Source organism: Thauera sp. JM12B12, from assembly GCF_039614725.1.
Taxonomy (GTDB): Bacteria; Pseudomonadota; Gammaproteobacteria; order Burkholderiales; family Rhodocyclaceae; genus Thauera.
Genome location: NZ_CP154859.1, coordinates 3,051,077 through 3,068,560 on the forward strand (window position 1 = coordinate 3,051,077; position 17,484 = coordinate 3,068,560).

The following is a 17,484-nucleotide window of genomic DNA, read 5'->3' on the forward strand; positions in this document are numbered from 1 at the left end:
CCGGCACGGCCGGCTCCTGCCGTCGCATCACGGCACGGACGCTGGATTCTTTAGCCGCGCCCGGCGGCAGGCAAGCGAAAGCGGGCTAGAATCGCCGAAAATCTCACGCCGGCCATCATGAAATTCTGTTCGAGCTGCGGCGCCACCGTCGCCTTCCGCATTCCACCCGGTGACTCGCTGCCCCGCCACGTGTGCGAGCACTGCGGCACCATCCATTACCAGAACCCCAAGGTCGTCGTCGGCGCGCTGCCCGTGTGGGAGGACAAGGTCCTGCTCTGTCGACGCGCGATCGAACCCCGACACGGCATGTGGACGCTGCCCGCCGGCTTCATGGAGAACGAGGAGACCACCGCGCAGGCCGCCGCGCGCGAGACGCTCGAAGAGGCCTGCGCGCGCATCGAGGTCGGCGAGCTATATACGCTGATCGACGTGCCGCACATCAGCCAGGTGCACATCATCTATCGCGCCCGCCTGCTCGACCTCGATTTCAGGCCCGGCGAAGAGTCGCTCGATGTCGCGCTGTTCACGGAGGACGACATCCCCTGGGAGCGCATCGCCTTCCGCTCCATCGCCATCAGCCTGCGTCATTTCTTCGAGGACCGCCGCAGCGGGCAGTGGGGCGTCCACACCGCGAGCCTCACCCCGCCGCCCCCCGAGTGGCGGTGATCGACGCGCGCCGCAACGGCGCCCGGCTGCGTCAATAAGACTATTAGCGCGTCAGGGTTGAGCCCCCCTTCGCGGCGGGGGATAATCGCCGCCATTCCTTTCCGCGCGCGGATCATGACCAGCTACATCTTCGTCGTCATCGGCGCCGTCCTGGTGAATAACGTCGTTCTCGTCCGCATCCTCGGGCTGTGCCCGTTCATGGGTGTGTCGAAGAAGCTCGAGACCGCAATCGGCATGGGTGCGGCGACGACCTTCGTGCTCACCGTCGGCTCCGGCACCAGCTACCTGATCGATCACTACCTGCTGCAGCCGCTCGACCTCGGCTACCTGCGCACGCTGTCCTTCATCGTCGTCATCGCCGCGATCGTCCAGCTCACCGAGCTCATCATCCAGAAGACCAGCCCGCTGCTGCACCAGGTGCTGGGCATCTACCTGCCGCTGATCACCACCAACTGCGCGGTGCTCGGCGTACCGCTGCTCAACGTGGGCATGAAGCACAACCTGCTCGAATCGCTGCTGTTCGGCTTCGGCTCCTCGGTCGGCTTCACGCTCGCGCTGGTGCTGTTCGCCGGCATCCGCGAGCGCCTCGATGGCGCCGACGTGCCCCTGCCCTTCCGCGGCACGGCGATCGCCATGATCACCGCCGGCTTCATGAGCCTTGCGTTCATGGGCTTCGCCGGCCTCGACCGTTTCCACTGAGGCCGCCGCCAGCATGCTCACCGCAATTCTCGTGATGGCAGGCCTTGCCGTCGTCCTCGGCCTCACGCTCGGCTATGCCGCGATCCGCTTCAAGGTCGAAGGCGACCCCCTGGTCGAGAAGATCGACGCCATCCTGCCCCAGACCCAGTGCGGCCAGTGCGGCTATCCGGGCTGCAAGCCCTACGCCGAGGCGATCGCCAACGGCGAGGCGGAGATCAACCAGTGCCCGCCGGGCGGCGAGGAAGGCATCCGTAAGCTCGCTGACCTGCTCGGGCGCGAGTTCAAGCCGCTGTCGGAAGAGCACGGCATCGAGAAACCCAAGTCGGTCGCCGTCATCGACGAGCAGACCTGCATCGGCTGCACGCTGTGCATCCAGGCCTGTCCGGTCGACGCCATCGTCGGCGCCGCCAAGCAGATGCACACGGTGGTCGAGCCGCTGTGCACCGGCTGCGAGCTGTGCGTGGCGCCGTGTCCGGTCGATTGCATCGCGATGGTGCCGGTCGCCGAGACGGTGCAGACCTGGAAATGGAAGTACCCGGTGGTCGAAATCAGGAAGGCAGCATGATCGGGCGACTGTTCAGGTTCCACGGCGGCGTCAAGCCCGACGCGCACAAGAACGAATCCTGCACACCGGCGATCCGCCGCGCGCCCCTGCCCGCGCGCCTGACCGTGCCGCTGCGCCAGAGCGCGCGCGCCACGGCAAGCTGCATCGTCGAGGTCGGCCAGCGCGTGCTCAAGGGCGAGCGCATCGGCGAGCCCGAGGGTTTCCTCGGCACCGCGGTGCATGCGCCGACCTCGGGCACGGTGATCGACATCGCACGCTATCCGATGGCCCATGCCTCCGGGCTCGACACCGAATGCGTGGTCATCGAACCCGACGGCGAGGAGCGCTGGGTCGAGCACGCCCCCTTCGACTTCCACGCTGCCAGCCGCGAGGAAGCGCTCGCCTGGCTGCGCGACTGCGGCATCGTCGGCCTGGGTGGGGCGACCTTCCCCAGCCACGTCAAGCTCGGCAAGGGCAGCGGCATCGAGACGCTGATCCTCAACGGCGCCGAGTGCGAACCCTGGATCACCTGCGACGACCGCCTGATGCGCGAGCGCGCAGCCGAGATCCTCGCCGGCGCCACCATGCTGCGCGAGCTGATCGGCGCGCGCGAGCTGGTGGTCGGCGTCGAGGACAACAAGCCCGAGGCGATCGCCGCGATGAAGGCCGCGGCTGCAGCCTCGCCCCACGGTGTCGCCATCGTCGCCGTGCCGACGCTGTATCCGGCCGGCGGCGAGAAGCAGCTCATCCGCGTACTGACGGGCATCGAGATTCCCTACGGCAAGCTCGGCGCCGACTACGGCGTGCAATGCTTCAACGTCGGTACCGCCTACGCCGTCTATCGCGCCATCGCGCTCGGCGAGCCGCTGATCAGCCGCATCGTCACCCTCACCGGCAACGTCGAGGACTCCGGCAACTGGGAGGTGCTCATCGGCACCCCGGTGCAGGACCTGCTGCCGCTCGCCCGCCCGCGCGCCGACACCGACCGCACCCTGATGGGTGGGCCGATGATGGGCTACGCGCTGCCGCGCCTGGACGTGCCGATCGTCAAGGGCAGCAACTGCCTGATCTCGGCCTCGCCCAGGCTGTTCCCGCCGGCGCCGCCCGAGCAGCCCTGCATCCGCTGTACCGAGTGCAGCAAGGCCTGTCCGGCCGACCTCCAGCCCTTCGAGCTGTACTGGTTCAGCCGCTCGAAGAACTTCGGCAAGGCGCAGGAATACCACCTCTTCGACTGCATCGAGTGCGGCTGCTGCAGCTACGTGTGCCCGGCCCACATCCCGCTGGTCGATTACTTCCGCTTCGCCAAGAGCGAGATCTGGGCGCGCGAGCGCGAGAAGGCCGCGGCCGACCAGGCCCGCGAGCGCTTCGAGTTCCGCAACTTCCGCCAGGAGCGCGAGAAGGCCGAGAAAGCGGCCAAGCTCGCCGCCAAGGCCGCCGAGACGCGCGCCAAGCTGGCCGAGAGCGGCGCCAGCGCGCCGCCCCCGGCCGCAGCGGCGGACACCGCGACCGAAGACCCCAAGAAGGCGCTGATCGCCGCTGCACTCGCCCGCGCCAAGGCGCAGAAGGCCGAGGTGCAGCCGCAGAACACCGACAACCTGAGCGCCGAGAAACAGGCCGAGATCGCCGACATCGAGGCCCGCCGCAAGGCCCTCGACGCCTCGGCGAACCCGGCGGCGGCGGCTGCGCCGGCCGCCGTGGGCGAAGCCGCGAGCGCGGCCGGCGCCGAGCCCCGCCCCTGAGCACGCCATGATCCACTCTCCCTACGTCCGCAAACCGGTCAGCGTGCAGCGCACGATGGGCCTCGTGCTGGTCGCACTGCTGCCCGGCATCGCCGCCTACGTCTGGCAGGCGGGCACCGGCATCCTGGTCAACCTGCTGATCGCCACCCTCACCGCGGTGCTTGCCGAAGCCCTCGCGATGCACCTGCGCAAGCGCTCGATCGCGGTCGCGGTCGGCGACCTGTCGGCGGTGCTCACCGCCTGGCTGGTCGTGCTCAGCCTGCCGGCGATCGTGCCATGGTGGCTCACCGTGATCGCCGTGCTGGTGGCGGTCCTCGCCGTCAAGCAGCTCTACGGCGGCCTCGGCCAGAACCCCTTCAACCCGGCGATGGTCGCCTACTGCACGATGATCGTCGCCTTTCCGGCGCTGATGTCGCAGTGGCCGGCCCTGGGCGGCCTGGGCTTCGACGACCAGCTGGCGCTGATCCTGGGCGGCGCGCGCGAGCTCGACGCCATCACCGGCGCGACCGCGCTCGACAGCCTGCGCACCGGCCTGCGTGCGGCGGGCGCCACGGTCGAGTCGGTCGCCCGGGGGCCGGCCTTCGGCGTGTTCGGCAGCCAGGGCTGGGAGTGGGTCGCTGCCGGCTATGCGCTCGGTGGCCTGTTCCTGCTCGCCAAGGGCATCATCACCTGGCACATGCCGGTGGCCTTCATCGCCGCGCTCGGCGGCCTGGCCGGCGTGTTCTGGCTCATCGACCCGGCGCACTACGCCTCGCCGCTGTTCCATCTGGCCAGCGGCGGAGCGATGCTGGCGGCCTTCTTCATCGTCACCGACCCGGTATCGGGCGCCACCACGCCGCGCGGCAAGCTGCTGTTCGCCGCCGGCGTCGGCATCATCGTCTGGCTCATCCGCAACTTCGGCGCCTATCCCGACGGGATTGCCTTCGGCGTCTTGCTGATGAACATCTGCGTGCCGCTGCTCGACATGAAGACCCAGCCGCGCGTGTTCGGCCATCGCGAAGCGGCAGGGGGCGACAAGTGAGCGCGCGCTACTCCGCCACCCGCACCTCGCTGCGCACCGGCGCCATCATGCTGCTGTTCACCCTGGTGTTCACCGCGCTGATGGCCTCGACCTACCGTGTCACCCGACCCGCGATCGAGGCCTCGATGCAGGAAGCCCAGCAGCGCCTGATCAACGAGGTGCTGCCGCCCGCGAGCTACGACAACGACCTGCTCGCCGACGTGGTCCGCCTCGCCCCCGCCGCCGCGCCAGGCATGGACGCCGGTGCGCGCGTGTGGCGCGCGCGCAAGGGTACGGAGCCGGTGGCGCTCATCGTCGAAGGCGCGGCGAGCGACGGCTACGCGGGCCGCATCGAGCTCGTGGTCGCGATCGGCCGCGACGGCCGCCTCAGCGGCGTGCGCGTCACCGCCCACAAGGAGACGCCGGGCCTGGGCGACTACATCGACCCCAAGAAGGACCGCCGCAAGGACGCGCCCTGGATCGGCCAGTTCGCCTGCGCCACGTGGACCGACGTCAACACCGCCGAGTGGAGCGTGCGCAAGGACGGCGGCAGTTTCGACTATCGCGCCGGCGCCACCATCAGCGCGCGCGCGGTGACCCGCGCCGTCGGCCGCATCACCGCCGCGGCCACCGCACGGCTGGACGCGCTCTTCGCCGCGCCCGCCGGCAGCCTGCTGGGAGACGAATCATGAGCCCGCAACAATTCCGCGAGATTTCCTGGAACGGCCTGTGGAAGCAGAACCCCGGCCTCGCCCAGTTGCTCGGCCTGTGCCCGATCCTGGCCATCAGCACCAGCATGGTCAACGCGGTGAGCCTCGGCCTCGCCACCATCCTGGTGATGGCGGTCGCCAACCTCGCGGTGTCGGCGCTGCGCAACTTCATCCCCTACGAGATCCGCATTCCGGTCTTCATCCTCATCATCGCCGCGCTGGTCACCGTGGTCGATCTGTCGTTCAACGCCTTCTTCCACGACCTCTACCTGGTGCTCGGCATCTTCATCCCGCTCATCGTCACCAACTGCATCGTGCTCGCGCGCGTCGAGGCCTTCGCGGCCAAGAACGACCCGCTCACGTCGACGATCGACGGTGTCATGATGGGCATCGGCCTGGTCTGGGTGCTCGGCGTGCTCGGCGCCATCCGCGAGCTGATCGGTGCCGGAACGCTGCTCTCCGGCATCGAGATGATCATCCCCGGCGCCTCGGCGATCAGCGTCTTCGGCGATGACTATCCCGGCTTCCTGATCGCCATCCTGCCTCCGGGCGCGTTCTTCGCGCTCGGCATGCTGATCGCCGCCTTCAATGCGATCAACGCCCACCTCGCCGCGCGTGCGCGCCGCCGCCCGCCCCCGGCACCGGTAGCCGCGCCGGCAGCGAAGTCCGCCGACGGCAGCGAGCCGGCCGCGGCGAGCTGACCGGACGCGTGGCTGCGATGAAGCGCGAGGCGATCCGCGAGTTCTTCCGCCGCCTGCACGACGCTAACCCGAACCCGCAGACCGAGCTCGAGTACGCCTCGCCCTACCAGCTGCTGGTTGCCGTGGTGCTGTCGGCGCAGGCCACCGACCGCAGCGTCAATCTCGCCACGCGCAAGCTGTTCGCGCTCGCGCCCACGCCCGAGGCCATGGTGACGCTCGGCGAGGCCGGCATCGCCGACTGCATCAAGACCATCGGCCTGTTCCGCAACAAGGCAAAGAACACACTGGCGCTCTCGCGTCTGCTGCTCGAGCGCCACGGCGGCGAGGTGCCGCCGGTGCGCGAGGCGCTCGAGGCCCTGCCCGGCGTCGGCCGCAAGACGGCCAACGTGGTGCTCAACACCGTTTTCCGCCAGCCGGCGATGGCGGTGGACACCCACATCTTCCGCCTCGCCAACCGCACCGGCCTGGCGCCCGGCAAGGACGTGGTGGAAGTCGAGAAGGCGCTGCTGCGCCGGGTACCCAGGGACTACCTGCTCGACGCCCACCACTGGCTGATCCTGCACGGTCGCTACGTCTGCACCGCACGCAAGCCCAAGTGCGGCGAGTGCAGCGTGCGCGACCTGTGCGGCTTCCGTGACAAGACCGACTGACCCGCCCGAACGGAGACGATCCGCAATGTTCAACCCCAGCCGCGACCAGGTGCGCAGCTTCTTCATCGAAACCTGGCGCAAGTACCTGGCCAAGGAGGTGCTGACGCCGATGGAGACCATCGCCGCCGACATCATCGGCCTCCATCCCGAGTACCACGCCGTGGTCGAGGACCCGGACGCGGTGCACCGCGACTTCCCGCCAGAGGCCGGACAGATCAACCCCTTCCTGCACCTGTCGCTGCACCTGGCCATCGAGGAGCAACTCTCGATCGATCAGCCGCCAGGCATCCGCGCCGCCTTCGAGGCCGCCTGCACGCGCCGCGGCGACCGCCACGAGGCGATGCACGACGCGCTCGAGTGCCTCGGCGAGATGCTGTTCGACGCCCAGCGCAAGGGCACCCCACCCGACGGCGCGGCCTATGTCGGGGCGCTGCGCAAGCGCGCCGGGCTGGCGCTCTGAAGCGGCCCTGCGCCGCTCCCGCCCTGCGCATGAGGCGCTAGAATGAACGCTTTCGGGCCAATGGACCGCCCGACCCAGGGCGCACCGGCCCGCTCGCCGATCCCCCCGATCACCCTCTCCCAAGCATTCCCGATTCCCAGGAGGTCTCCATGCCCGGTCTGCTGCCCAACGTCGATCCCGATGGCCTGCTCGAATACTCGGTGGTCTACACCGACCGCTCGCTCAACCACATGTCGAAGGCCTTCCAGGGCGTCATGCGCGAACTGTCCGCCACGCTGAAGAAGGTCTACCACGCCCACGCGGTGGCGATCGTGCCCGGCAGCGGCACCTTCGGCATGGAAGCGGTGGCGCGCCAGTTCGCCACCGGCAGGAAGACCCTGGTGATCCGCAACGGCTGGTTCAGCTACCGGTGGACGCAGATCTTCGAGATGGGGAACATCCCCGCCGAATCCGTTGTGCTCAAGGCCCGCCAGGTGCGCGACGAGGCGCAGGCGCCGTTCATCCCGGCGCCGATCGACGAGGTCGTCGCCGCCATCCGCCAGCACCGTCCCGACGTGGTGTTCGCACCGCACGTCGAGACCTCGGCCGGCATGATCCTGCCCGACGACTACCTGCGCGCGGTGGCCGACGCCACGCACGAGGTCGGTGGCCTGTTCGTGCTCGACTGCATCGCCTCGGGCACGATCTGGGTGGACATGGACGCGCTCGGCGTCGACGTGCTGGTGAGCGCGCCGCAGAAGGGCTGGACCGCCTCGCCCTGCTGCGCGATGGTCATGATGAGCGCGACCGCGCGCGAGCGCATCGAGGGCACCGCCAGCACCAGCTTCGCCTGCGACCTCAAGAAGTGGCTGCAGATCATGGAGACCTACGAGGGCGGCGCCCACGCCTACCACGCCACCATGCCCACCGACGGCCTGGTGACGCTGCGTGACGTGATGCGCGAGACCGAGGCCTACGGCTTCGACAAGGTCAAGGAAGAGCAGCTCGAGCTCGGCCGCCGCGTGCGCGCGCTGCTCGAGGCGCGCGGCTTTGCGAGCGTGGCGGCGGCCGGCTTCCAGGCTCCGGGCGTGGTGGTGAGCTACACCACGGACGACGCCATCAAGACCGGCACCAAGTTCGCCGCCGAAGGCCTGCAGATCGCCGCCGGCGTGCCGCTCGCCTGCGATGAGCGCGCGGACTACAAGAGCTTCCGCATCGGTCTCTTCGGCCTGGACAAGCTGCACAACATCGCGCGCAGCGTCGCCACGCTCGAGAAGGCGCTCGACCACCTCGCCTGAGACCGGCGACGGAGCGGGAAAGAACCGCGCCGCCAGGCAAACGGCGGGAGCGGGCCTGCCCGCGAACTTCGGCGATTCAGCCTCGCCGTTCGCGGGCAAGCCCGCTCCCACGATTCATTCGCCCACTTCGCGGGCAGGCCCGCTCCCGCAGCTTGCCGGGACGCCGCGGGCGTCGAGGTCCGCCAGGATCGGGCAGTCGGGTCGCGCGTCGCCATGGCAATGCTCGGCCAGTGCGTGCAGCGTATCGACCATCCCTTGCAGTTCGGCGATCTTGCGCTCGAGCGCGGCGACGTGACCGAGCGCGATGCGCTTCACATCCGCGCTCGCGCGCCCCTGATCGCGCCACAGCGCGAGCAGCTCGCCGATGTCCGCCACCGCGAAACCGAGGTCGCGCGCACGGCGGATGAAGCGCAGCACATGCACGTCCTCGTCGGTGTAGAAGCGGTAACCGGCATCCGTGCGCCGCGCCGCCGGCAGCAGGCCGATCGACTCGTAGTAGCGGATCATCTTCGCCGACACGCCCGATGCGGCGGCGGCCTTGCCGATGTTCATCATGGCGTGCCTCCCTCAGCCGCCACCGGCAGGTCGGCGCCGAAGCGGCGCAGGCGCAGCGCGTTGCCGAGCACGAACACGCTCGACATCGACATCGCCGCCGCCGCGAACACCGGCGAAAGCAGCAGACCGAAGGCGGGGTAGAAGACGCCCGCGGCGAGTGGAATCAGCGCCGCGTTGTAGGCGAAGGCCCAGAACAGGTTCTGGCCGATGTTGCGCATCGTCGCGCGCGACAGCGCGATCGCGCGTGGCACGCCCATCAGGTCGCCCGACATCAGCACCACGTCGGCGCTCTCGATGGCGACGTCGGTGCCGGTGCCGATCGCGATGCCCACGTCGGCCTCGGCGAGCGCGGGCGCATCGTTGATGCCGTCGCCGACGAAGGCGACGCGGCGGCCGGCCGCCTCCCCCTCGCCATCGCGGCCCGCCAGCGTGCGCAGCGCCGCCACCTTGCCGTCGGGCAGCACCTCGGCGATGACCTCGTCGATCCCCGCCTGGCGCGCGATCGCGCGCGCAGTGCGCTCGTTGTCGCCGGTGATCATCGCCACCTTCAGGCCGAGCGCGTGCAGTGCCTTCACCGCCGCCACCGAGCTCGGCTTGAGCGGGTCGGCCACCGCCAGGATGGCCGCGAGCCGGCCGTCGATCGCCGCGTACAGCGGCGACTTGCCCTCGTTGGCCAGGCGCGCCGCAGCGTCGGCGAACACACCGACGTCCAGCCCCAGGCGGCGCATCAGGCGGTCGGCGCCGACCTCGACGCGCTGCCCGCCCACCTGCGCGCGCACGCCGTAGCCGGCCTCGGCTTCGAAGCCCTCGGCGGCGGCACGCTCCAGGCCATCCGCACGCGCTGCGGCAACGATGGCCTCGGCGATCGGATGCTCGGAGGTGCGCTCGACCGCTGCCACCCGCGCCAGCACGTCCGCACGCTCGAATCCTTCCGCCACCACCAGGTCGGTGAGCTGCGGCTTGCCCACGGTGAGCGTGCCCGTCTTGTCCACCGCCACCACGGCCGCGTCGCGCAGCAACTGCAGCGCATCCCCCTTGCGGAACAGCACGCCCATCTGCGCTGCACGCCCGGTGGCGACCATGATCGAAGTCGGCGTTGCCAAGCCCATCGCGCATGGGCAGGCGACGATCAGCACCGCCACCGCATTGACCAGCGCGAAGCTGAGCGCCGGCACCTCCGCCGGCAGCCAGGCTGCGCCGAGCAGCAGCCAGGCGAGAAAGGCGAGCGCCGCCAGACCCATCACCACCGGCACGAAGACCATGGTGACCTTGTCGACCATCCCCTGGATCGGCAGCTTGGCGCCCTGCGCCGTCTCGACCATGCGGATGATCTGCGCCAGCACGGTATCCGCCCCCACCCGCGTGGCGCGGAAGGCGAAGGCTCCGCGGGTGTTGAGGGTGCCGCCGACCACGGTTGCGCCGGCGGTCTTCTCCACCGGCACCGGCTCGCCGGTGATCATCGACTCGTCAACGAAGGACGCGCCCGCCACCACCTCGCCATCGACGGCCACCTTCTCGCCCGGACGCACCTCGACCACGTCGCCCACCGCGACCTCGGCGATCGACAGCTCCACCACCTCGGCGCCGCGCCGCACGCGCGCAGTGCGCGGCTGGATACGCATCAGGCGACGGATCGCGTCGCTGGTGCGGCCGCGCGCGCGCGCCTCGAGCAGACGCCCGACCAGGATCAGGGTGATGATTACCGCCGCCGCCTCGAAATACACATTGACCGTGCCTTCCGGCAACAGCGCGGGCGCAAACAGCGCCACCACGGAATAACCCCAGGCCGCCGCGGTGCCCACCGCCACCAGCGCGTTCATGTCGGGCGCGCCACGCAGCAGCGCCGGCACGCCCTTTCGGAAGAAGCGCAGCCCCGGTCCGAACATCACCGCGCTGGTGAGCACGAACTGCAGCAGCCAGCTCTCGCGGTGGCCGATCGTCGCCATGACCCAGTCGTGCATGCCCGGGACCAGGTGCGCGCCCATCTCGAGCACGAACACCGGCAGGGTGAGCGCCGCCGCGATCCACACCGCGCGCCGCAGCGCCGCCTCCTCGGCGGCGGCGTCGGCCTCGCGCGCGCCCTCGGCGACCTCGGCCGCTGGCGTGGCGCCAAACCCCGCCTTCTTCACCGCCGCGACCAGGGCCGCAGTCGGCACCTCGCCGGCGATCTCGACATGAGCGCGGCGGGCGGCGAGGTTGACGTTCGCCGTCAGCACGCCGGGCACGCGTTGCAGCACCTTCTCGACGCGGCCCACGCAGGCCGCGCAGCTCATGCCCTCGATGTCGAGCTCCAGGCTGTCGCGCCGCACCGTGTAGCCCGCCTTCGCCACCGCCTCGACCAGCGCCGCCAGCGGCACCGAGGCGGGCGCGGTCACGGTGGCGGTCTCGTTCGCCAGGTTGACGCTCGCCGCCTGCACGCCCTCGACCTTCATCAGGGCGCGTTCGACGTGCGCCACGCACGAGGCGCAGGTCATGCCGGCGACCCTGAGCGTGCGCACCGCCTCTGCGGTTGCGCTTTGCGTGTTGCTGTTCATGGTCCGTCCTGCCGTTGGAAAGGGAGATGCTTGCACTGTAGACCTTGCCAAGATGGGAAGGTCAAGCGCTTTGCGCGCAATCTCGTCAATCCCGTGCGCGGCCGCGCCGAACCCGTCATCGGGCTGACGACGCGATTACATTCCTGTCAGCTTGGCCCACGCCCCTTGGGGCAAAGGCACAATGCCGGGCATGAAGTTCCGCTCCGGAGTCACCGCATCATGAACATCCCCGCGCAACCGAAGCGCCGCGCCCTGCGCGCCCTGCTCGCCACCGCACTGCTCGGCCTGGCCGGCCTCGCCCCCGCCCACGCCGCGGGCGAAGAGGTCGTCATGTACAAGGACCCCAACTGCGGCTGCTGCGGCAAGTGGGCCGAGCACATGCGCGAGCACGGCTTCAAGGTCAAGGAAGTCGCCACCACGCAGATGGATGTGGTCAAGCGCGAAGCGCGCGTGCCGCAGGCGCTCGGTTCCTGCCACACGGCGAAGGTCGGCGGCTACGTCGTCGAAGGCCATGTGCCGGCGGCCGACGTCCGCCGCATGCTCGGCGAGAAGCCAGCCATCTCGGGCATCTCCGCGCCCGGCATGCCGATGGGCTCGCCGGGCATGGAAGGCCCCTACCCGGCCGACCGCTACGAGGTCGTCAGCTTCGACGCCGGGGGCAGGACGGCGGTGTTCGCCCGCCATTGACCGGCGTCGCGCGCGACGGCTGCCGCGCTGCCCTGGCGGCGAGGCGCTCAACGATCGACGGCGGACACGTCGGCCGCGCGCGCCGCACGCTTGTCCTCGCGGCGCACGAATTCCAGCCTGGCCTCGCGGGCGCGCAGTTGGCCGCAGCCGGCATCCACGTCCTGCCCCGCCGACTGCCTCAGCTTGGTGAGGATGCCGCGCCGGTGCAGCGTGCGCGCGATCTCGGCGGCACGCTCGGCGCGCGGTCGGCGGAAAGCGAGGCCATCGACGGTGTTGAAGGGGATCATGTTCATCACCGCGTACTTGCCGGCGAGCAGGCGCACGATGCCGTCGAGCTCGTCGTCACCGTCGTTCACGCCCTCGATCAGCGTCCACTGGTACTGGATCGGATAGCCGGAAGCGCGCGCCCAGGCCTCGCCGAGGGCAACCAGCTCGGCCGGGTCGATGCGCGGTGCGCGCGGCAGCAGCTGCGCGCGCAGCCCGGCCTTGGTGGTGTGCAGCGACAGCGCCAGCGCCGGCCTCACCCGCATCTGCGGCAGACGCTCGAAGACACGCACGTCGCCCACGGTGGACAGCACCAGGTTCTTGTGCGGGATGGCGCCCTCGGTGCCGAGCAGCTCGATCGCCTCGACCACCGCGTCGAGGTTGTGCGCCGGCTCGCCCATGCCCATGAACACCACCTTGTGCACGCGGCGCATGCGCCGCGCCAGCGCCACCTGGGCGACGATCTCGGCGCTGCCGAGCTGGCGCAGCAGGCCATCCCTGCCGGTCATGCAGAACACGCAGCCCACCGCGCAGCCGAGCTGGGTGGACACGCACAGGCCATCGCGCGGCAGCAGCACGCTCTCCACCGTCTGGCCGTCGGCGAGCGCCACCAGCAAGCGGGTGCCGTCCTCGCCCGGGTGTTCGGAGCGCACGCGCGCGAGCGCGAGCAGCTCGGCCTCGAGGGCGGGCAGCGCGGCGTGCAGCGCCTTGGGCAGGCGGTTCGATTCGGTGTGAGGCCCGGCGTCGAGGGCGCGGCCCTGCAGCCAGGCGCGCAGCAGGCGAGCTTCGTGGCTGGGGCGGGCGCCGAGCGCGCGCAGACGCTGGCGGATGGCGTCGATGTTCATGGCGCGCGATGCTAGCACCTCAGGGGCCCTATAATCAGGGCCATTCGTATCGAGGAATCCCGCATGTCCGCCCTGCGCTTCGAAGGCTCGCAAGAATACGTCGCCACCCCCGACCTGATGCTCGCGGTGAACGCCGCCATCCGCCTGCAGCGCCCACTGCTGATCAAGGGCGAACCGGGCACCGGCAAGACCATGCTCGCCGAGCAGGTCGCCGCCGCGCTCGGCTTGCCGCTGCTGCAATGGCACATCAAATCGACCACCAAGGCGCAACAGGGCCTCTACGAGTACGACGCGGTGTCGCGCCTGCGCGACTCGCAGCTCGGTGACGATCGCGTCAAGGACATCGGCAACTACATCGTCAAGGGCGTGCTGTGGCAGGCCTTCGAGGCCGAGCAGCCGACCGTGGTGCTGATCGACGAGATCGACAAGGCCGACATCGAGTTTCCCAACGATCTGCTGCGCGAGCTCGACCGCATGGAGTTCCATGTGTACGAGACGCGCCAGACCATCCAGGCGCGCCACCGGCCGATCGTCTTCATCACCTCGAACAACGAGAAGGAGCTGCCCGACGCCTTCCTGCGCCGGTGCTTCTTCCACTACATCCGCTTCCCCGACCGCGACACCATGCAGCGCATCGTGGACGTGCACTTTCCCGGCCTGCGCAAGGACCTGCTGACGCAGGCGCTCGAGGTCTTCTTCGGCCTGCGCGACATTCCCGGCCTCAAGAAGAAGCCCTCCACGTCCGAGCTGATCGACTGGCTCAAGCTGCTGGTGGCGGAGGACATTCCACCCGCGGCGCTGCACAGCCAGGACGGCAAGGTGGTGATTCCGCCCCTGCATGGCGCGCTGCTCAAGAACGAGCAGGACGTGCACCTGTTCGAGCGCCTGGTGTTCATGGCGCGTCACAATCGCTGACGGCCGCACTCCATGTTCAAGGCTCTCTTCGGCTGGCTGTTCGGCAAGGGCGCAACCGCCGCGGCAACGCCGGCCAGGGCGCAGGAGGACGCGGGTTTCCGCAAGCTCAACCGCGAAGCGCCGCTGCGTGCCGAGGCAGGCGGCGGTAGCACCGAGGGCCAGCCCGCAACCTTTCTTTGCCGCGAGGCCATCCTCGGACGCAACCAGCGCATCGCCGGCTACCAGTTCATGCTGCAGGAGGGAACGCGCGCGCGCATCCGCCACAGCTCGCGGCGGGTGCACCACCTGTACGCCGAGGTGCTGGTACGCAGCCTCGCCGGTGCCGACATCGGCGAGCTGCTCGGCCACCGCCTCGCCTTCATCGACCTCCCCGACTCCTTCCTCGCCGACCCCAGCCTGGCCGCGCTCCCGGCGCGCAGCGTGGTGCTCGTGCCGACCACCCTCGACGAGCCCGGCGCCCCGGAGGCGGACGCGCTGCGGCGCACCGTGGAGGGCCTGCGTCAACGGGGCTTCCGGATCGGTCTGCCCGACCCGACGGTGGTGACCGAGTTCGCCCACCTCCTGCCGCTGTCCGACTACATCGTCGTGCATGCCCAGGGGCTGGACGCCCGCCGCGGACTCAAGCTCAGCAACATCGCGCTCGAGATCGCCGCCGATGCGCGCCTGCTGATCCGCGACCTGCCCTCGATCGAGGAATTCCGCTTCTGCTTCAAGCTCGGCGCCACGCTGTTCCAGGGCCCCTTCGTCACCAGCCGGGAGAACTGGGCCGAGCGCGAACTGCCTCCCAACACGGCCCGCATCGGGGCGCTGATCGCGCGCCTGCGTGCCGATGCGAGCAACCACGAGCTCGCCGACCTGCTCAAGCAGGACGCCGCGCTGTCGCTGCGCCTGCTGCGCTACATCAACTCGGCGGCCAACGCCCTGCCCCAGCGCGTGTCCTCGATCGAGCACGCTCTCACCCTGCTCGGCCGCGACAAGCTGCACCGCTGGCTGATCCTGCTCGTGTGCAGCAACGGTTCGAACAGCGAGCGCGCCGGCGCGGCGCTCGAGACCGCGCTGGTGCGCGGGCGCATGATGGAACTGCTGGGAGCCGAGCGCCCGTCCGCCGAACGCGAGGCACTGTTCCTCGTCGGCCTGCTGTCCCTGGTCGACGTGATCCTCGAGGTGCCGCTCGAGAAGGCGCTTGCGCCGCTGGCGCTGAGCACCGACATCGAGTCCGCGCTGCGCGCGGGCAGCGGCCCGTTCCACCCGCTGCTTGCGCTGGCTATTGCCTGCGAGCGCAGCGACGGACAGGACCTGCGCGCCGCCGCCGACGCATGCGGCATCAGTCCGGGCGACGCCTCAGCCTGCCACATGCGGGCACTGTCGTGGGCAATACAGATCCAGGACTAGACGGACGCCGGCCATCATGCTGATCGACTTCTTCCTGCACCTGAAGGCGCGCAAGCTGCCGGTCTCGACGCGCGAGTTCCTCACCGTGCTCGAGGGGCTGCGCGATCATGTGTGCGGCCCGTCGCTCGACGACTTCTACTTTTTCGCGCGCACCTGCCTGGTCAAGGACGAATCGCTCTACGACCGCTTCGACCAGGCCTTCGGAGAGTACTTCAAGGGCGTCACCGCCCTGCCCGGGCTGGAACTCGACCTGCCCGAGGAGTGGCTGCGCGCGATGGCGCGCAAGCACCTCTCGGCGGAGGAGATCGCCCGCCTCGAGAAGCTCGGCTGGGACAAGCTGATGGACGAATTCCGCAAGCGCCTCGACGAGCAGAAGGGTCGCCACCAGGGCGGCAACAAGTGGATCGGCACCGGCGGCAGCTCGCCCTTCGGCAACAACGGCACCCACCCGGAAGGCATCCGCGTCGGCGGCGAATCCGCGGGCAACCGCACGGCGGTGAAGGTGTGGGACAAGCGCGAGTTCCGCAACCTCGACGACTCGGTCGAGCTCGGCACGCGCAACATCAAGGTCGCGCTGCGCCGGTTGCGCCGCTTCGCCCGCGAGGGGGCGGCCGAGGAACTCGATCTCGACGGCACCATTGCCGCCACCGCGCGCAACGCCGGCTGGCTCGACCTCCACATGCGCCCGGAGCGCCACAACGCGGTCAAGGTGCTGCTGTTCCTCGACGTCGGCGGCTCGATGGACGACCACATCAAGGTGTGCGAGGAACTGTTCTCCGCCTGCCGGCTGGAGTTCAAGCACCTCGAGCACTTCTATTTCCACAACTGCGTGTACGAGGGCGTGTGGCGGGACAACCACCGCCGCCACAGCGAGCGTTTGCCGCTGCTCGACGTCATCCACAAGTACGGCCCCGACTACAAGCTGATCTTCGTCGGTGACGCGACCATGAGCCCGTACGAAATCCTCCATCCGCACGGCTCGGTCGAGCACATGAATGCGGAGGCCGGGGCCACCTGGCTGCGCCGCCTGCTCGACGCCTACCCGGCGGCGGCATGGCTCAATCCGGAACCCGAGCGCCTGTGGCCGTACCGCAAGTCGATCGAGCTGATCCAGCAGATCGTCGGCGGACGGATGTTCCCGCTCACGCTCGATGGGCTGGCGCGCGCGATGCAGTCGCTTTCACGCAAGCACTAGGGGCGCCCCGCCGCCACGGAGGAATGCGCCCGGGCCGGGCGCAAAAAAAAAGCGGCCAATCGGCCGCTCAAGCTGCTGTCCGCACAAGTGTCAAACACTGTGTGAAACACTTTCGAGCCGGCCCGCCTCTGGGGCCGGCCGTGCTTCATTCGGTGAAGGGCAGGGGCTGCATGCCGAAGCCTTCGTCGAGATGCTTGATCTGGCGGAGCAACTTGTCGAGCTCGCTCTGCAGGCTCGCGAGCCCCTCGTCGTCCATCAGCCGCAAGGCCTCGGGCAGCACACCACGTGCAGGCGACGGCGCCCGATCGAGCAAGGCGCCGCCTTCCTCGGTGAGGTAGAGCCTGACGACGCGCTGGTCCGCGCTGGTCCGCTCCTTGCGCACCAGTCCGGCGCTCTCGAGCCGGTCGACCATGTTCGAAGTGGTCGACTGATGCAGGGCCATGCGGTTGGCGAGTTCGCCCACGCGCAGACCGTTCGATTCGCGCAACTCCTGCAAAGCCCACAGCTGAGCACCGGTCACGCCGCTCTGCCGTTCGATCCACTGCGAGTGGCGCTGGGCCGTCCGGATGAGGATCCGGAAACGCTGCAGCACCGACAAGGGACTCGGCGGCGGCGCCGGTTTCTTCACTTTCTGTTGCGTTTCTGCCATCG

General features: G+C 69.7%; 18 protein-coding genes. 14 read left to right on the top strand and 4 right to left on the bottom strand.

Features of this window, described 5'->3' with window-relative positions:
• The first annotated feature begins 117 nt into the window (after positions 1-117).
• The 10 genes from AAG895_RS13790 to AAG895_RS13835 all read left to right on the top strand — a co-directional run bounded on the left by AAG895_RS13790 (position 118) and on the right by AAG895_RS13835 (position 8,446).
• Entirely contained in the window at positions 118-666 is a 549-nt protein-coding gene (locus AAG895_RS13790; RefSeq protein WP_345792569.1) for an NUDIX hydrolase, read from the top strand.
• A 114-nt stretch (positions 667-780) separates the two neighbouring features.
• Positions 781-1,365, top strand: coding sequence for an electron transport complex subunit RsxA (rsxA, locus tag AAG895_RS13795; RefSeq protein WP_345792570.1), 585 nt, complete (start codon positions 781-783; stop codon positions 1,363-1,365).
• A 13-nt stretch (positions 1,366-1,378) separates the two neighbouring features.
• On the top strand, positions 1,379-1,930 hold the full coding sequence (rsxB, locus tag AAG895_RS13800) for an electron transport complex subunit RsxB (protein WP_345792571.1): 552 nt from the start codon (positions 1,379-1,381) through the stop codon (positions 1,928-1,930).
• Positions 1,927-3,648 (top strand): electron transport complex subunit RsxC, encoded by a 1,722-nt coding sequence (gene rsxC / locus AAG895_RS13805; protein WP_345792572.1) that lies wholly within the window; start codon positions 1,927-1,929, stop codon positions 3,646-3,648. The genes rsxB and rsxC overlap by 4 nt, the downstream gene beginning before the upstream one ends.
• A gap of 7 nt (positions 3,649-3,655) precedes the next feature.
• The gene (locus tag AAG895_RS13810) at positions 3,656-4,669 is read left to right on the top strand and encodes an RnfABCDGE type electron transport complex subunit D (RefSeq protein ID WP_345792573.1); all 1,014 of its coding nucleotides are present in this window, start codon (positions 3,656-3,658) and stop codon (positions 4,667-4,669) included.
• Entirely contained in the window at positions 4,666-5,340 is a 675-nt protein-coding gene (locus AAG895_RS13815) for an RnfABCDGE type electron transport complex subunit G (protein WP_345792574.1), read from the top strand. Before AAG895_RS13810 ends, AAG895_RS13815 begins: the two co-directional genes overlap by 4 nt.
• Complete coding sequence (locus tag AAG895_RS13820; protein ID WP_345792575.1) at positions 5,337-6,059, top strand: electron transport complex subunit E; 723 nt, start codon at positions 5,337-5,339, stop codon at positions 6,057-6,059. The genes AAG895_RS13815 and AAG895_RS13820 overlap by 4 nt, the downstream gene beginning before the upstream one ends.
• 17 nt (positions 6,060-6,076) lie before the next feature.
• The gene (nth, locus tag AAG895_RS13825) at positions 6,077-6,709 is read left to right on the top strand and encodes an endonuclease III (protein WP_345795299.1); all 633 of its coding nucleotides are present in this window, start codon (positions 6,077-6,079) and stop codon (positions 6,707-6,709) included.
• A 25-nt stretch (positions 6,710-6,734) separates the two neighbouring features.
• Complete coding sequence (locus AAG895_RS13830) at positions 6,735-7,169, top strand: DUF1841 family protein (protein ID WP_345792576.1); 435 nt, start codon at positions 6,735-6,737, stop codon at positions 7,167-7,169.
• Positions 7,170-7,318: 149 nt separating this feature from the next.
• Positions 7,319-8,446 carry an aminotransferase class V-fold PLP-dependent enzyme gene (locus AAG895_RS13835; RefSeq protein ID WP_345792577.1) on the top strand — a complete coding sequence of 376 codons (1,128 nt, stop codon included), beginning with the start codon at positions 7,319-7,321 and terminating at the stop codon, positions 8,444-8,446.
• Positions 8,447-8,560: 114 nt separating this feature from the next.
• On the opposite strand, the gene cueR is transcribed toward AAG895_RS13835, so the two are convergent.
• On the bottom strand, positions 8,561-8,998 hold the full coding sequence (gene cueR, locus AAG895_RS13840; protein ID WP_345795300.1) for a Cu(I)-responsive transcriptional regulator: 438 nt from the start codon (positions 8,996-8,998) through the stop codon (positions 8,561-8,563).
• The gene (locus AAG895_RS13845; RefSeq protein WP_345792578.1) at positions 8,998-11,535 is read right to left on the bottom strand and encodes a heavy metal translocating P-type ATPase; all 2,538 of its coding nucleotides are present in this window, start codon (positions 11,533-11,535) and stop codon (positions 8,998-9,000) included. Before AAG895_RS13845 ends, cueR begins: the two co-directional genes overlap by 1 nt.
• A gap of 219 nt (positions 11,536-11,754) precedes the next feature.
• On the opposite strand from AAG895_RS13845, the gene AAG895_RS13850 reads away from it, so the two are divergent.
• On the top strand, positions 11,755-12,222 hold the full coding sequence (locus tag AAG895_RS13850) for a DUF411 domain-containing protein (RefSeq protein WP_345792579.1): 468 nt from the start codon (positions 11,755-11,757) through the stop codon (positions 12,220-12,222).
• A gap of 47 nt (positions 12,223-12,269) precedes the next feature.
• On the opposite strand, the gene AAG895_RS13855 is transcribed toward AAG895_RS13850, so the two are convergent.
• Positions 12,270-13,331: an RNA methyltransferase gene (locus tag AAG895_RS13855; RefSeq protein ID WP_345792580.1), complete on the bottom strand. Its 1,062-nt coding sequence runs from the start codon at positions 13,329-13,331 to the stop codon at positions 12,270-12,272.
• Between the two features lie 63 nt (positions 13,332-13,394).
• Between AAG895_RS13855 and AAG895_RS13860 the strand changes: the two genes are divergently transcribed.
• The 3 genes from AAG895_RS13860 to AAG895_RS13870 are packed head-to-tail and all read left to right on the top strand — an operon-like array spanning position 13,395 to position 16,833.
• Positions 13,395-14,246: a MoxR family ATPase gene (locus AAG895_RS13860; protein ID WP_345792581.1), complete on the top strand. Its 852-nt coding sequence runs from the start codon at positions 13,395-13,397 to the stop codon at positions 14,244-14,246.
• 12 nt (positions 14,247-14,258) lie between these two features.
• Entirely contained in the window at positions 14,259-15,638 is a 1,380-nt protein-coding gene (locus AAG895_RS13865) for an HDOD domain-containing protein (RefSeq protein WP_345792582.1), read from the top strand.
• A gap of 16 nt (positions 15,639-15,654) precedes the next feature.
• Entirely contained in the window at positions 15,655-16,833 is a 1,179-nt protein-coding gene (locus AAG895_RS13870; RefSeq protein WP_345792583.1) for a VWA domain-containing protein, read from the top strand.
• 145 nt (positions 16,834-16,978) lie between these two features.
• On the opposite strand, the gene AAG895_RS13875 is transcribed toward AAG895_RS13870, so the two are convergent.
• Positions 16,979-17,482, bottom strand: coding sequence for a MarR family transcriptional regulator (locus AAG895_RS13875; protein ID WP_345792584.1), 504 nt, complete (start codon positions 17,480-17,482; stop codon positions 16,979-16,981).
• Between the last annotated feature and the right edge of the window lie 2 nt (positions 17,483-17,484).